Here is a 15,582-nt window from a genome sequence, read left to right as displayed (position 1 = left end):
AAATACATGAAAATCGCCGATTTTGATTTTGACACGATAGAAACGTCCCACAACGCGGAAACCGACAAACCCGGCGCAACAACCGGCAGTATTGTCGAACGGTTTGAAACGATGGCCCGGTCCTGCCCCGAGCGTATTGCCATTCAGGACGAAGATGGCTGTTTGACTTACGGCGCGCTTGATCGCAATAGTAACCGTATCGCGCGGTTTATTGATGGTCTTGGCCTGGCTAAAACAGCCCCGATCGGGGTGATGACCGGGCGAAACCACCATTACGTGACAGCGATTTTGGGTGTTTTGAAAGCAGGGCATGCGTTTGTGCCGCTTGATCCTGCGATCCCGCTGATCCGGCGTGTTACCATGGTGGAAATGGCTGATATTGCGCTGGTGATGGCCGATCAGGCCCATGTCGGTGATTTGCACCAGTTGCAATGGCGATGCCGTGGATTAAGGCATGTTTTGTGTCTGGATCATGCTGAAATTGATGTTCTTTCGGAAATGCCCGGGTCCTTGATGTCGGTTGAATTGTGGGATCATCTGGCGGGGGATGATGCCGATAATATTCTTGCCGGGGGCTGGAAAAGTGCCTTTACCGGGATGCCCATTGCCCAAAGTGCGATGGATGCATTCGGGGCCAATGCGCGCAACAAAATCCGTGATCTTGTTTCCAAAGATGCACAGGTTCTGGAAATTGGTTGTGCGTCGGGCTTTACCATGCAGCATGTGGCCCCGCTTGTCGGGCGCTATGTTGCCACCGATCTGTCGCGGCGCAATGTCGAAAGAACCGAGGCACTGGCGATACAATCGGGAATGTCCCACGTTAGGGGGCGTCAACTGGGCGCGCATGATATTGATGTTTACGAACCCGGATCGTTTGATTTGATCATTCTTAACAGTGTGATCGAAAACTTTCCCGGCTTTGGGTATCTGCGTCAGGTGCTTGCCAAGGCCGCCCGACTTCTTACCCCCAATGGGGCGATCTATCTGGGCAATGTGTGGGATGCCGACCGGCGCGCGGATTACCTTGCCGATCTGGCGACATTTGCCCGCGATAATGTCGGCCAGGGTTACGATACGCGCCTTGATTTTCTCGAAGACCTGTTTGTTCCCGAAGGTTTTCTTAAAGACTGGATTACAGAACAGGGCGGGTTCAAGGCAACGCGAACCGCAATTAATGCCCCCGGCTTTGATCCTGCCCCTTATACCTTTGATTGCGTTATAACACGTGATCATTTGGCAAAACCTGCCTTGGGGCAGAAACAGCGTTACGACAGCCGGCAATTGGCCGTTTTGGCCGATGACGCGGTTTTTGCGGCAACGGATGCGAACGATCTTGCCTATATTCTGTTTACCAGTGGCACAACAGGCGCGCCCAAAGGGGTGATGGTTGAACATGGGTCGGTGGTTAATCTGGCCCAATCGGTGTTTGATACCCAGCTTAACCTGATTGGCAACGATAACCCGCAACGCCCCCTTAACCTAAGCTGCGTTGCGCCATTCGCCTTTGATGGATCCATCGTGCAGATATTTGCCGCCATTCTGAATGGGCAAAGCTTGCATGTGCCGGGCCTGGACACGCGGACCAACCCCGAAGCTCTGCATCGTTTTATCATTGATCATTCGATTGATCAGTTTGATGCAACGCCAAGCCTGTTTTGCCTGTTGCTGGATTATTGGCAGGAAAATCAGTTACGATGTGCGGCCCGGATGGTTGTTTTGGGGGGCGAGGTTGTTTCGACGGATCTGGTTGAACGGTTTTTTGCCTTTGCCGAACATGGCGGTTGCAAGCTGATCAATGCCTATGGCCCGACTGAATGTTGCGTGTGTGCGGCGCAATATGTGATGACGGCACATGATTACCGCCAAATCCTGCCACCGCCAATTGGCCAGGCCATTTCGGGCGTTATCATTGATATTTGTGACGATCACGGGCGGTCCTTGCCTGCTGGTGTGCCTGGTGAAATTCGCATTGGCGGGGCAGGTGTCGCACGCGGTTATTTGAATGATGCCGCGCAGACACAGCAAAAATTCATCGCCATCGCAGATGGCAGCCGTTGGTATTGCAGTGGTGATATCGGTCGGCGTCGCAGTGATGGCCAAATCATCTTTGCCGGACGCGAAGATGGTCAGGTCAAGATAAGGGGTAATCGTCTTGAACTGGGTGAAGTTGAAAATGCCCTGTGTCGCCATCCGTTGGTGCGTCGGGCAAAGGTTGTTTTGCGGGGTGGCTTAAATGGGCAAGGTGCGGATATTGTTGCCTATCTGGTCGTTGATCGCGGCTTTGAAACTGTATCTTGCCGCGCCCAGCTTGAACAAAGCCTGCCTGCTTATATGGTGCCGGGGCACTTGATTTGTGTTGATGACATTCCGCTGACCATAAATGGCAAAGCCGATCTTTCCAAATTGCCCGCCCCCGAAACTGTGTCAGAAACCCGACCTGCCGGACCGGTAAAACCGTTGGCGACACATTTGGAACGCACTGTGGCCGATTTGATGTCTGGTATTCTCGATTGCACAATTGAGGATGCCGGGGCTGATTTTTTCGAATTGGGCGGGCACAGCGTTTTGGCGGTGCAGTTTTTGTCAAAAATCAACCATGTGACCGATGTCAAAATACCGCTAAGCGATTTGTTTAGTTGCTCCAGTGTCGCAAAACTTGCGGCCCGAATTGTCGAACGGCAAAAGGCACAATACGCAAAAAGCCCGGTTGTTGCCGTCAATGCCGAGGGATTAGCCGTGCCGATGGTTTGTTTCCATCCGGTCGGGGGTAATATTTTATGTTATCAAAACCTTGCCCGGGAACTTGGCCCGCAACAGCCGATTTATATGGTCGAAGCGCAAGGCCTGGAAGAAGGGCAGAACCTGTATCCCTCGGTTGAAGAAATGGTCGCCGCCTATTTGCCACATATTCGCAAGGTGCTGCCGCAAGGACCGGTTTTTATTGCAGGATGGAGTTTTGGTGGCTTGCTTGCCTTTGAGGCCGCCTATCGGCTGCAACAGGCCGGGATTGATGTTCGGGGTGTTTCTTTGCTTGATGCTGTTGCCATACCGGACTCGGTACGGGCAATTCTGCGTAAGGATGAAGCAGAATATCTTGCTGATATGTTTTCAGAACTGGGCATTCTTGATGCGGATCAGCTTCGTGTCATGACACCCGAGCAACGAATTGATTATCTGCTGGCGCAAGGTAAAAGTTCAGACCTTTTGCCACAAAATGCTGATCGGAGTGTCATCCGTCGCTTGTTGGCGGTGTTTCAAAACAATGCGTTGGCGGCCATCCACTATGTTCCGCCCAGACTCGATGATGTGGATGTGTTGCTGGTGCGCCCCACAACGGCCAGTCGGGCGGCACCCGGTATTGATGGCGACCCGTATAGTGGCTGGGAAAAGTTTGTTGGCGGGACTATTAGCCTGCAGTGGGTGCCAGGAACCCACGGATCGATGATGATGGCCCCGGACATTGTGGGCGTTGCCAATTGTATTCGCCAGCAAATTGGTTGCAGGGGGCTGTTTAGTCCCAGTGAAAACTTAACGGGTTAAAGGTTGTCTCTCTTGGCAGGGTAAGGCCGAGCCAGCCTTTGGCACCGGGCCACAGAAGTGTTTGATATTGTGAAAAATTTTCATAATGCACGACAAAGAAACCATTCTGCATTTTGATGGCGGACGGGGCATAGATGGACAAGGGTGTCATCATTCCGGTGGTCAGGGTTTTACCCAGGCTTTCGCGTGCGACCCACATCAATGAAGCCGCCGCCTGGTCTGCCAGCGCCAGGTCAGCAAGCATATCTGCGACGGCAGGGGTTAAGTCGGGCAAAAGCAATTTTGCATCGTCCAAAGAAGGTCGGTCGACGTCAATTCCCATCGGGTGGCCCCGGTGGAATACCAATGCAACGGCATAATGTTCGGAATGTGAAACCGAGATGCCGAGGTCGTTCATCCCCCCGGTTTTTGCGCTGACAAGCGGCTGATCAAACACACCATTTTCAATCCGTGCCTGTCGCGGGTCAAAACTGTTGCAATGGGTTTGCAGTGCCAGCTTGGCTGCCAGTCTGCCGCCGGTGAAACTTTGCTGGCGCTTGACATGTTTGAACATATTGATGCGGGTAATTTCGGTTTCGTCTAACAGGGTCGAAATTAATTCATTTCTGCACAAAGGTGTCAGATGATCAAGGTCGATAATCGCCAGAGTAGCCCGTAAGGCGTCTTTGGCCAGAAAACTGCCGGTTCCTTTGGTCCGCGTTAAAGCCAGCGCATGAATTTTTACGGCATCGAAATCAGCCAATTTACGATCCTGCCTTGCCATTAGTCAAAAAGAATGCCCAAAGCAATATACTTTGGGCATTCAGAAGATTATTCATCGATGAAGGCTGAAAATCAAGCCTTGGCGGTTGCTGCGGCACCGGTTGGTTTGGCAGACGTTGTTTTGCTGCCACCCTTGACGAAATCGGTTGCTTTGCGTTTGCCTTCGGCGAACTCGCTTTGGAAACGGTCTTTCATTTCTTCGGCGTCAAAATCGTTAACCGTGCCGCCTTTGGCAAAGTGCCAGGAAAATACCCGGCCCAGCGCATAGGTGCATGCCGCGGCAAAGGTTGGCATGGCGACAAGACCAAAGAACGTCCCGGCTACCGGAATACGGCGCATAAAGGTTGCTGCCGCATAGCTAACGCCGGAAACCGGCAGGACCGTTGCAACAAGGGTGGCAACCGAACTTTTAATAGCGTTTTCCGAGAAGGGCACGCCGTAAATATCACACAGCTTTGCGATCATCCGTAACTGGATGGTGCTGCTTGTTGCCATTTCAAGGAAAGGAATTGGAACCAGACCACCCACCGCAGCATAAGCGCTGTGGCGATGGATGCAGTCCCGGGACTGAGCGCGGAGCTCGTCAGCTTCTGCTACGGCAACTTCTTCTTCAGTCTCGTCGATAGTTTCTGCTTCACTCATGATCGCCTCTTTGTAAATATTTGCTGGTCGGTGGATAGCCCGGATAATCAGTGAAAATATTTCCTTGTTACTCTACCTCAACTTGCTCCCAATCGCAACGCGCAGAAGTAATGATCGTTCCAGGAACGTTTCATCACAGGTTGGGCAGCCTTTTTCCCCCGATAGATGTGCCATACAGGGTGTTTATTGCGCCAGAGCCGATGCAATGACGCGCAGCAACGCGTTTTCATGGGCCTTTACAAAAAAATGCCCGCCTTGATAGGTGTTTATTTCCACTGGCCGATTCGTTGCATGGCGCCAACCGTCAAGTTCTTCTGGCCGTGGGCTGGTGTCTGTTGTGCCCCCGAAAACAGTAATTGGACAATCGAGTGGTTTCAGATGCCCCGATAACGTTGTTTCCGCCAAACGAAAATCCGCCCGCAATGAGGGTTCCAGCAGGGATCGAAATTCGTCGCTTTCCAGTATTTCCTGCGGGGTGCCACCATATTTGGCAATTTCCTGCCATAATTTGTCGGACGGCAGAGAATGAAAAGGGGACCGGCATAATGGCAGGTCCGGGCTGCGCAGGGCTGCAATAAACACATGTGCAGGTGACGGGCTTCCGTCATGGGCAAGCTGGCATGCCAGATGATGGGCAATAATCGCCCCCATGGAATAGCCAAAAAATGCATAGGGAATGTCGAGCAAGGGCAGGATCGCATTTTTCAGGGTCGTAATCATGTGTTCGATCGTGTCGATTGCGGGTTCTCCCAGCCGCTGTTCACGGCCGGGAAGGCAGACTGGTACCACCTCGATTTCCGAGGACAGCGTCGATTGCCAGGTCCGATAAAAAGACGCCCCGCCACCCGCGCATGGCAGGCAGAACAGACGTATGCGTGCGGTTTGTGGTCGTATCGACTTTATGAACCAGGGATTATTTGCCATGTATAGATATTCTCGAATGCAAAAGGTGCCACGAAGATTTTGATGTGTTTGCGCTTACACGCCAATCGATACGCAACATTTATGACGTGGCTACTTTCCGGTGTCGCTATTTGTACCAGCTGTTTCGGGCGTGCCTGCCTGTTCAGCCTGGACCGTGGGCAGGGCCTCGCCGTCTGGTCCGGTTGCGTCGGTTGGCGGGTCGCCCGGGTTGTCTTTTAGTATGCCACCGGCAGCGGCGGCGGCAGGGGCGTTGGTGGCGGCCATGCCGGGCGAAATGGCATTTTGTGGTGCAACATCGGGTATGCGGGCGTTAAACTGTTGTCCCGATGGCAGCGAGCCCATTGTATCGCCGGTTCGTTCGGCGGTGGCGTCATCGTTTTCGGCTGCACCTCCGCTGCTCCTATCGCTGGAGATGTTGGAATCAGCCGTATTGAGGATGACCGGCAGGCCATCCCGGCCACCGATGATAATCGTTTTGCTGTTTTTCGAGGTCGCCAGAGCCATGGTTGCCTCGATCCCGCGCAGGCGCAGATATTCGGGCGTGATCGTTTTGGCGACGATATCCTGAAATTCACGAATACCTTCGGCTTCAATTTTTTTGCGCTGCTTTTCCTTTTCCTCCCGCGCAATGCGGAAGTCGTATTCCAGCATCGCCTGGTATTGTTCGGCCTTGCGTTCAATTGCGGCAGCAATGCTTTGCGGCAATGTTACCGAACGGATCAGGACGTCCTCGACGATCACCAGTTTCCCCTGGAAACTTTGATTGACCAGCGACGATCCTAACTGATTGACCATGCGTTCAAGGATTTCGGCCTGAATGAACGCGCGGGTTTCGGTGTAAAGTTGTTCCGGGGTATAGCGCGAAATCAGTTCGCGGGCGTGTGAGCCGATTTCAGGATAAACCAGCACCTCGGGATAACGCGGGCCAACAAGTTTGTGAAGTGTTCCGGCATTGTCGCGGTTAATACGATAACGCACCGCAATGTCGACCTTCATCGCCAGGCCGTTTGACGAGATCGTATCATAAACGCGGGACTGGTTTTGCAGGCGGGCATCATATAAATACATTTCGTCCCAGGGGAAGATCATGTGAATGCCTTCCCCATAGGTATGATCGGTCACCGTGCCACCAAAGAAACGATACCACAGCACCCCGACATGACCCGATGGAACGGTAATGAATATCTGTGGTGCGAGCGCAATCATCCCGATTACGAAAAACAGCAACATAACCAGAATTGACGTGCGGTATCTGTTAAGCCATGCGGCTAACCGGTCAAGATATCTGTTGATCACGGCACGAAGTCCGCGTTTGTGGTGCGCGCTGCTTTTTGGTGTGCCCATGTCGATATCGGGGGATGCAGGTGCCGTATCGGCGCTATCAACCATTCAATGTCTCGTTCAAACCAGGAAATGCCAGAAACAGCATCTGCATGCTATTCGATGTCATATTCTTTCATTCTCCTGCGCATCTCGCGCGATGGGCGCGCCACGATTTGTACAAGAAAATCGCCAATCGGGGTGATTATAAGCGCAAGGATGAAATGTCCCAGGAACCCGAACGCTGTGCGTTTTCCAAGCATCCCGCATATCACGGCTGCAATGATGTAAAGAACGAGAACGACAAACGGCATTTTTCCCCCTATGGACCCGGTATCCTGCCCCAATATTCTGATACCACATTTTTCGATCATATCGTGATCGTCGTTTGACTTATAGATCAGGCGGCGGCTTTTTGGCGCGCCACAAATTCTTTGCCTTCTTCAAATTTTTCGCGGAAATGCCGTTCTGTCTTTTTCGGATCAAAGGTCAGAAAGGTTCCCCCGGCAGAAAAATGTTGTTGAAAAATCTTGCCTAACGCATAGGTCGCCGCCCCGTTAAAACCGGGCATGGTCAGAACCGTAAGTCCATAGCCGACCACGGGCATCGATTTTACCATCGTTCCGAATATGCCGGTCGCAAGCAGGGATTTCCCCAATGTGCCACTGCTTAAACTGCAAATCAGGGCCGAAATCGTCGCCTTCCCGCTATTGCGGTCAAACGGTATGTCGTAAACGTTACTCAGTTCCGCCAGCATTTTAAGCTGCACGGCCACAATTGCGGCGGTATCAACCACCGGTATCGGAATGAAACTACCGCCAATCGCCCACATCGTGTTCCTGCGAACGGCGGCACCCGCCTCGCGATGTTGCTTTAACTGTTTCAATTCCGCACGTTTTTGGTCATTCATCACGGACAAACCTTTGATCGCGGCGGGAAGGCAGATCATACCGGCTAACGACAGCGACTGCAAACCTAATCAAGTTACGATAGAACAGCAGCGCATTTTTGTGCTGCGTGCTTGACGTTGGGTCGTGCAAGGGCAAAATGCATCTGTGGGGGAACATATTTTATGCATTTTAATGTCACGGTCCAGGACGACGCCAACAGCGCCAGTAATGCTGGAGCACGATTATGAGTTTGGGTCTTAAGATCGGACTTGCGTTGTTTTTTGTTTTTGGCGCGGCAATTGCCATGACCACAGGGTTGAATTATTTACGCTTTGATCAGACCCTGCAGCATCTTTTGTCACAGCGTCTCACGGTGGTGCTTTCGGAAACCCGGCGCGATATTGTATCAGGCCTTGATCTTGGCCTGCGTATCGAGAACATGGAAAATCTTGAGGCGGTGCTTGGCAGGCGCATGGGTATGTCAGACGGCATTCGAAACATTCAGGTATTTGCCTGTGATGGATCGCTGGTTGAATCTCAAACCGCTGCTGCCGATACCGATCAGGGCAATGCCCCGCCGTTTGCCCTGCCGCAAACGGATCAGTGGCAAAGTTTTCAATATAATCGGGCGATTACCGGAACAGTGTTGCACGACAGTGTCGGGCAGTGTGCAGGATATGTTCGCATCATCGCCGATATTTCAGATGCAAAAGCCGAACTGGCACAGGTTTTTAACCGGATGTGGCAGGCTGCTGTGCTGGGCATGACGGCAATCATCCCGGTTTTGCTTGTTTTGATTGTCCTGATGCGCCGTCGCCATCGTGTTTTCGTCGAATTGAACGATGATTTGCAATGTGCATTGGATGGGCAGGCACCGCGCGTTCCCGCCCATGATGGCGATGTGTTAACCAGCGGGGAAATGCGCATGATTTCGCTGTATCGGCAATTGCGCGATCAGTTACCAATGGCCGACACGAACGACAGTAAAAAGCGAAACAAGCGTTCGTCTGTTTGCAACGAACCGGCCAGGGACGGGGAAAAGCATGATGCATGAACGTGCCCGCCCGCGCACAGGCCTTATTCCCAAAGGGACCATCTGGGTGTTGTTGCTTGTCAGTGTGGTGGCATTGGGTATCGCACTGGTTGGTATTTCGTGGCGTGCCGCCAACCTGGCGCAAGACGATTTGCGCGGTGAAACGATAAAAAAGGCAACAATCGAGGCCCAGGTTGTGGCCGAGAAAATCGAACGTGCGATTAATCTGGGCATTCCGCTAGATCAAATCGTCGGGTTTGGCGATCTGATTGTCGGCATGCAGGATGGCGACCCCGATTTGATGTTTGGTGCTATCCTGTCACCCGATGGCAAGGTTCTTTTCAGCGGCGGACTGGCGGAAACGGCGTTTCGCCAAAGCCTGTCATTGTCCCCGAAGGAGGAACAAAACAGCCGGTTTATTCTGACGCGCTTGCCGCTTGAATTGGCAAATACGGCACGGGGCAACCCGGCAATGTCCCCCAGCCTTGTGATCGGACATGATCGCAGGGCATTGATGCGCCCCTTGATCGATAATCTTTTTGATATTGGGGTTATTTTATTGATCGCGCTTGCACTGTCATTCGAGCTGATGTTGCTGGTTCTGACCGTCAATGTCGCCATGCCGGTTAAAGTGGCGTGTCGGGTGCTGGCCAATATTCGCGCGCGCAAATTTACGCTGTTATACGGGCAAAGCATACGCGACGATATCGGCCAGTTTATGGGGCCGATGAATGCCCTTGTGGCTCATCGCGCCCAAAAGACCGGGGCCGCCCCACATTCGACCCGGGAAGTTCGGCTGGTTGGGGTGCGGTTGCTGGCTTTTATGTTCGTTTTGGCCGAAGAACTGGCCCGGCCGATTATGCCGACCTATTTTAGCGAACTGGCGGCACCCACCATGGGCGGGCAACTGGGTGCCGGCATCGTTATGGCTGTGCATTTGTTAATGGTGGCGATTGCCATGCCCTTATGCAGCCTTTTACAAGGCAAAACCGGGTCGTTACGGATGTACCTGATGGGGGCGTTTTTGGCGACGGTGGGGCTTTTGGGGGCTGCCAGTGCGGTTGGTTTCTGGGACCTTGTGGTATGGCGCGCTTTGTCCGGGCTGGGTTATGCAACAACCTTTGTTGCCTGCCAAAGCTATGTTCTTGATGCCACCAACGAGCGCAACCGGACACAAGGCACTGCGATGATGGTGAGCGGCATTATGCTGGCCGATATTTGCGGGCCTGCGATTGGCGGGATCATTGCAGGGTATTTTGGGGCATCCCTGACCTTCTTTATGGGCGGTTGTGTTGCTGTGGCGGCGGTTGGTCTTGCCTTTTTCCTGATGGACAGCAAGGTCACGCTTCGGGGCGAAAAAGTGCTGCCGCTGCCGACCTGGGCGGCGTTTCGCGCTTTGTTAAAAAATCGCCGTTTGCAGGTGCTGATGGTGTTTGCCGCCATTCCTGCCAAGCTGATTTTAAGTGCTTTTTTATATTATCTTGTCCCGGTTTTGCTGTTGCAGGGCGACGCCACGATTGCCGAAATTGGCCGGGTTATCATGTTGTATGGTGTGGTTGCCTTGCTGTCGGGCTGGGGCGCTGCGCGCTGGACTGATCGCAAGAAAAAGGAAATACGGGCTGTGGGTATCGGCGGCGCGCTGACGGCCATTGGCCTTGTCATTGCAGGATTTTTTCCCGTTATGCTGGTCGTGGCGATTGCTGTTGGTATGCTGGGGTTGGCCCAGGCAACGTCAATCCCGGCGCAGGTTTCGTTAAGTCTTAAGCTGAGCCGCACTTTTACCGAAAAGCATGGCACCGGCCCTGTTCTGGCTGTTTTGCGGATGGCAGAGCGATTTGGCGGTGCTACTGGCCCATTGGTTGCCGCAACACTGGTGCATTTTTTCGGGCCGGGAAACGCGATCCTTTATCTTGGCGGGGGGGCGGTTGTTTGCATTTTATGCTTTGAAATTCTGATCGGAAGGATGCCGGTTGAACAAAATGTAGCGGGCCAGCCGGGGGCACAAAAATGATCCGTATTCTTGCTCTGATCCTGTTTCTGTGCACTTCGTTGCCGGTTGCGGGGGCTGGCAGTGCCGTTGCGCAAACCCCGGACGGGGGGGCAACGCCCGGTAAACCTTTTCAGATCGCCATGATCCTGTGGCGGGGTGAAACCAAGGTCGAGGAAGGCTTTCGCGCCTATTTTGTCAGCCGTAATATTGCGGTTGATTTTCAGGTCTATAATATCAATCGCAATATCGACGCCATTCCCGGTGTCATCGACAAAATTCGTAAAAACCCGCCCGACCTCGTTTATACATGGGGAACGGGCGTAACAATGGCGGTCGCCGGGCGATATGACGCTGTTGATCCCGGGCGCAACATTACGGACTTGCCTGTTGTGTTTGTGATGGTTTCGGCCCCCTGGAAAACCGGCATAGCAGCCCCGAAAGGGCAGACCCGCCGCAACGTTACCGGGGCCAGCCATATTGCGCCACTGGCAGCACAGATCAATGCCATTCGGGCGTATCGCCCGATGAAAAGCCTTGGTGTGGTTTACAATGTTCAGGAAAGCAATTCGGTATCAAACATTGCCGATCTTCGGGCGTTGGGCAAAGAAATGTCGTTTGATGTGCTTGTTGAACCGCTAGGGGAAAAGGGTGATCCCGACCCGGCGCGTATTCCTGGTGCCGTAGCGGATCTGGCGAAAAAGGGCGCGGATTTTTTATATATTGGCCCGGATAATTTCATCGGAACCTATCGGGATGCCCTGACCAATGCCGGGTTCGCCAATGGACTTGGAACTTTTAGTGCCACAGAACTTGAAGTGCGCGAAGGGCACGCACTGTTCGGGTTGGTCAGCCGGTATGAACTGGTTGGGCGACTGGCCGCAAGCAAGGCTGCTGCCATTTTGGTTGAGGGCGTCCTTCCTGGCGATTTGCCCATCGAGACGTTGAACCGTTTTTCCTATTTGATCCGGTTATCGGCGGCAAAAAAGTTGCAACTTTATCCACCGTTGCCGCTGCTTGATTATGCGGAAATCGTGCAATGATGCCCATCATTCAGCTTGGCCCCGAACATTTGCCCGCCGTGATCGCCCTTCATCACAAGGTTCTAAAGCTGTTGCCAGCAAACCTTGCGGCACATGAAAGCGATATGTTCTTTGCCGATCATATGGCGAATTGCGGGCATATTTACGGTGTGTTTCAACGTGGCGAACTGATGGTTTATAGCGTGTTGGGGTTGCCACGCCCGAATGATCCGAATTTTGGTTGCGATCATAACCTGTCAGCGCAGGAATTGGCGGATGTTGCCCATATTGATGGTGTGGCCGTTACCCCTGTCTTGCGCGGGCAAGGATGGCAGCGTAAAATGATTGATCACCGGTTGGCTGCCGCATTGGCGGCAGGCCGCCCTATTGCGCTTTCGACCGTGGCGCCGGGTAATTTGGCCAGCTTGCGCAGTTTGCTGTCGTGCGGCCTGACCATACGCGGAATTGCCGAAAAATTTGGTGGCGTTCGGTATCTGGTTCGGCGTGACCTGTTGGCGGGCGCGATTTCGCGACCGGCTATTTCGGATTATGAAACAACAAGCGGGGTTTGGTGGATTGACCTTGTTGATCTGGCCACGCAAAGCACGGTTCTGTCGCGTGGTTATATCGGGGCGGGGTGGCGCGTGCGCGGCGGAGAAATCCAGATCGGTTATATTGCCGAATAATCAGTTGGTGTCCTGATATTTGGGGTCTTTCCGGTTTGTCGGTTTAACCAGTCCCGGGGCCTCTGCGTTCTCTGCATTTTCTGCATTATGGGCGACATAGGTGTTCTGCCAGTCGCAGGCATGAGGATCTGTTTCCCAGTAACAGGCGGCACCTTTGTGAAACGGCAAAAAGTTTCCTTTTTCGTACATGTCATCGGCGTTAACGCCGCGAAATACCGGCAGCATTTCGCGCAACTGGTCAAGATGTTGATGTACGATGCGGGTCAGCCAATAAATGACATAGGGATTGGCCGGTTCATACGCGATCAGGGATGCCTTGAAGCCAAAAGATTTAATCTGTTTGTCCTGCCCTTCATAGGTATTGGCAGGCAGGGTCTGGTTGAAAAAATAGTTGTTGTCATGCACCAGTTCTTCGGTTGGTCCCCCGCCCATACCGACCACAGTTGCGTCGCAGCCTAATGTATCTTGTATTGGCTCCGCCGGGTGCCCGATCCAAAGGCCGTAGGCATCGATATAATTGTCACAAATACCGATCCTGCTGTAATCCTGTGCAACACCATAAACCTTGGCCAGATCCTTTAGCTCGATATCGTATTTTTTCAGAAGTTGTATCCACAAGGCCCGCGATGCGGAATCTTCCGGGCCGACATTAAGCCGTTTGTTTCGCAAATCATTGATCGAATGAATATTGGCATCCTTGCGGACCACCAAAAGTCCCATTTCATCATGCAATGACATTACTGATCGCGCACCCGGGATCGGTCGAATGCCGTTTTGGGCTTCCCAATTTGTGTTCGACTGGACGATAGCAACCTGAACGCGGCCTTCTTTCATCAGTTCAACATTGCTGCCCACCCCTTGCGAGCGCAGCGGAACGCAATGTACCCGATGTTCGGCATAGGTTTTACGGATCAGTTCACAAATTTTCGAGGCGACCTTAAAATAGACACCGTTCGTGCTCCCGCTATAGATCGCAAGGTAATAGGACGGGCGTTTGTCACCGGTTTCGGAAATTTGCTGGGTAAGGCCACCCATACCTTTATAATCATGACGATATTGCGTAAGGGGGATGGCATCTGGCTTGTAGATCAGCCCGTCAATCATTTCCGGGCTTTTGGGTGTTTGTTTGGAAAGCTGATTGTCGAACTGGTCGATATTGGTTCTCACACCCTCTTTGGGGACAAGCCGCATTGATGTGTCGGCTGCCTTTTGCAACGGCGTAACGATATCTGACGTTGTGCCATTTTGTCGCGGGCCGGGCAGGTCATTGCCTTGTGCGGATGCTGCGGAAAATGGGCCGACACATACCAATACAATCAGGCTGGCGACAAGGCTGATTTTTAAAGGCCAGAACATATTTTCCATTGCTACCCGTTGCATTGGTCGACTTGAAAGCCCCCGATTGCAGGGGAACCGGCATGGATCGCGACATACCTTGATCACGAACGAAGATGCGCTATTGCTGTTCGCCTGTCAATTTCGCGACTTGTCATCCCAGGATAACCTTTCATTTTCACTGTATCGCCCAATATACCAACAATGATATCAGAAGTTGAATGGCAGAACATTTCTGTTTTTGGAGCATAATGCAATTGGTGGAGCTATCGTTGCCAGGGTGTGATTTTCTTACACCCGGGCGTGAAGAAATTTATCGTGCACTGAATCTTATGTCGGACTGGGCGGAATATCACCCGAGTCCGCTGTTGTTCGCACCAGGTCTGGCACGGCTTCTCGATGTCGGGTCGGTATGGATCAAGGATGAAAGCAAACGCTTTGGCCTGGGCGGTGTCAAGGCGCTCGGCGCGCCCTATGGCTTAAAGCAGCAATTGCGAGATCATGGTTTTATACCTGGCAGTGATGATTGTGCCCGCTTTACCGCCGTTGCGGCCACGGATGGCAATCACGGCCTTGCGCTTGCATGGGCGGCGGCAAAATTTGGCTGCCATGCGCGGATATTTGTAGGCGAAGACGTGAATACCGGCAGGGTGCAGCGTATGCGCGACATCGGGGCCGAAATCGTTATGATTGGGGGCACCTATGACGATGCCGTTCTTGCCGCAGAGGGTGCAGCCCGGGACCCCGACATACTTTTGATTACCGATACCGACTATCACGGGGGCCTTAAGGTAACCCGTGACATCATGGCGGGATATGCCGTGATGGGCATTGAATGTGCCACTCAACTGGCGCAAGCCCGCCAGTCGCCCAGCCATGTTTTTTTGCAGTGCGGCGTTGGGGGTATGGCGGCAGGTTGTGCGCTGGGTTTGTGGCATGAAAGCGGCCAACAGCCGCATGTCATAACCGTTGAAGCGCAGAACGCGGCCTGCGTGAAAGAAAGCCTGGCACGCGGCACCCCGGTTTCGGTTGCGGGGCGGTTGCGCACGCGGATGGTCGGGTTGTCGTGCGGGCGGCCAAGTCTTCCGGCTTTTGATGTATTGCGCAGGGTTGCGCGGGGAAGCATCGCAATTGACGATGCAATCGCCCTTCATGTCCAAACGGAACTGGGACGCGGGGTCGGCGGGGATGCGCCACTTGATTGCTGGGATACGGGCATTGCCGGCATTGCCGGGCTTTGGCATGTTGCACAGGATCCTGTCTTGCGTGCGCAGTTTAACCTTGATCAGCACAGTACGGTTCTGGTTGTGAATAGCGAAGGGGCGATGCCGCCCCTTTATGCAAAATCAGAATATTGAAACTGCCGGGGCTGTTTCAACCCGCACGATCACTGGACAGCAACAGGAGCGGTCGTTACACTGCGGGCGATTATCCGGCCCAA

Annotated in this window: 13 protein-coding genes; 7 read left to right on the top strand and 6 right to left on the bottom strand. The window is 53.1% G+C overall.

Annotated elements, in window-relative coordinates; translation table 11 throughout:
- Positions 1-6 precede the first annotated feature (6 nt).
- Positions 7-3,540 carry an AMP-binding protein gene (locus AAC086_RS04720; RefSeq protein WP_339775902.1) on the top strand — a complete coding sequence of 1,178 codons (3,534 nt, stop codon included), beginning with the start codon at positions 7-9 and terminating at the stop codon, positions 3,538-3,540.
- On the opposite strand, the gene AAC086_RS04715 is transcribed toward AAC086_RS04720, so the two are convergent.
- The 4 genes from AAC086_RS04715 to AAC086_RS04700 all read right to left on the bottom strand — a co-directional run bounded on the left by AAC086_RS04715 (position 3,512) and on the right by AAC086_RS04700 (position 7,257).
- A complete protein-coding gene (locus AAC086_RS04715; protein ID WP_339775899.1) occupies positions 3,512-4,282 on the bottom strand; it encodes a hypothetical protein in 771 nt (256 codons plus the stop codon). The two genes, AAC086_RS04720 and AAC086_RS04715, sit on opposite strands and share 29 nt — an antisense overlap.
- 92 nt (positions 4,283-4,374) lie before the next feature.
- Positions 4,375-4,944: a DUF697 domain-containing protein gene (locus tag AAC086_RS04710; protein ID WP_339775897.1), complete on the bottom strand. Its 570-nt coding sequence runs from the start codon at positions 4,942-4,944 to the stop codon at positions 4,375-4,377.
- Between the two features lie 183 nt (positions 4,945-5,127).
- On the bottom strand, positions 5,128-5,868 hold the full coding sequence (locus tag AAC086_RS04705; RefSeq protein WP_339775895.1) for an alpha/beta fold hydrolase: 741 nt from the start codon (positions 5,866-5,868) through the stop codon (positions 5,128-5,130).
- A 90-nt stretch (positions 5,869-5,958) separates the two neighbouring features.
- Entirely contained in the window at positions 5,959-7,257 is a 1,299-nt protein-coding gene (locus tag AAC086_RS04700) for a prohibitin family protein (protein WP_339775892.1), read from the bottom strand.
- Positions 7,258-7,412: 155 nt separating this feature from the next.
- Between AAC086_RS04700 and AAC086_RS04695 the strand changes: the two genes are divergently transcribed.
- Complete coding sequence (locus AAC086_RS04695; RefSeq protein WP_339775891.1) at positions 7,413-7,580, top strand: hypothetical protein; 168 nt, start codon at positions 7,413-7,415, stop codon at positions 7,578-7,580.
- Between the two features lie 8 nt (positions 7,581-7,588).
- Here the strand turns inward: AAC086_RS04695 and AAC086_RS04690 are convergent, their stop codons facing one another.
- The gene (locus AAC086_RS04690; RefSeq protein WP_339775889.1) at positions 7,589-8,098 is read right to left on the bottom strand and encodes a DUF697 domain-containing protein; all 510 of its coding nucleotides are present in this window, start codon (positions 8,096-8,098) and stop codon (positions 7,589-7,591) included.
- Positions 8,099-8,322: 224 nt separating this feature from the next.
- Between AAC086_RS04690 and AAC086_RS04685 the strand changes: the two genes are divergently transcribed.
- Genes AAC086_RS04685 through AAC086_RS04670 form a run of 4 tightly spaced genes read left to right on the top strand, consistent with a single transcriptional unit; the run spans position 8,323 to position 12,806 of the window.
- Positions 8,323-9,132 (top strand): hypothetical protein, encoded by an 810-nt coding sequence (locus AAC086_RS04685; RefSeq protein ID WP_339775886.1) that lies wholly within the window; start codon positions 8,323-8,325, stop codon positions 9,130-9,132.
- On the top strand, positions 9,122-11,122 hold the full coding sequence (locus tag AAC086_RS04680) for an MFS transporter (RefSeq protein ID WP_339775885.1): 2,001 nt from the start codon (positions 9,122-9,124) through the stop codon (positions 11,120-11,122). Before AAC086_RS04685 ends, AAC086_RS04680 begins: the two co-directional genes overlap by 11 nt.
- Positions 11,119-12,141 (top strand): ABC transporter substrate-binding protein, encoded by a 1,023-nt coding sequence (locus AAC086_RS04675; RefSeq protein WP_339775883.1) that lies wholly within the window; start codon positions 11,119-11,121, stop codon positions 12,139-12,141. Before AAC086_RS04680 ends, AAC086_RS04675 begins: the two co-directional genes overlap by 4 nt.
- Positions 12,138-12,806, top strand: coding sequence for a hypothetical protein (locus tag AAC086_RS04670; protein WP_339775880.1), 669 nt, complete (start codon positions 12,138-12,140; stop codon positions 12,804-12,806). Before AAC086_RS04675 ends, AAC086_RS04670 begins: the two co-directional genes overlap by 4 nt.
- Here the strand turns inward: AAC086_RS04670 and AAC086_RS04665 are convergent, their stop codons facing one another.
- On the bottom strand, positions 12,807-14,171 hold the full coding sequence (locus AAC086_RS04665; protein WP_339775877.1) for a TAXI family TRAP transporter solute-binding subunit: 1,365 nt from the start codon (positions 14,169-14,171) through the stop codon (positions 12,807-12,809).
- Positions 14,172-14,362: 191 nt separating this feature from the next.
- Between AAC086_RS04665 and AAC086_RS04660 the strand changes: the two genes are divergently transcribed.
- A complete protein-coding gene (locus tag AAC086_RS04660; protein ID WP_339775876.1) occupies positions 14,363-15,499 on the top strand; it encodes a diaminopropionate ammonia-lyase in 1,137 nt (378 codons plus the stop codon).
- The last annotated feature ends 83 nt before the right edge of the window (positions 15,500-15,582 follow it).

Source organism: uncultured Thalassospira sp. (genome assembly GCF_963976115.1).
In the GTDB taxonomy this organism is placed as follows: domain Bacteria; phylum Pseudomonadota; class Alphaproteobacteria; order Rhodospirillales; family Thalassospiraceae; genus Thalassospira.
Note: the sequence above shows the minus strand (reverse complement) of the source record. Positions and strands in the feature narration are given on the sequence as shown.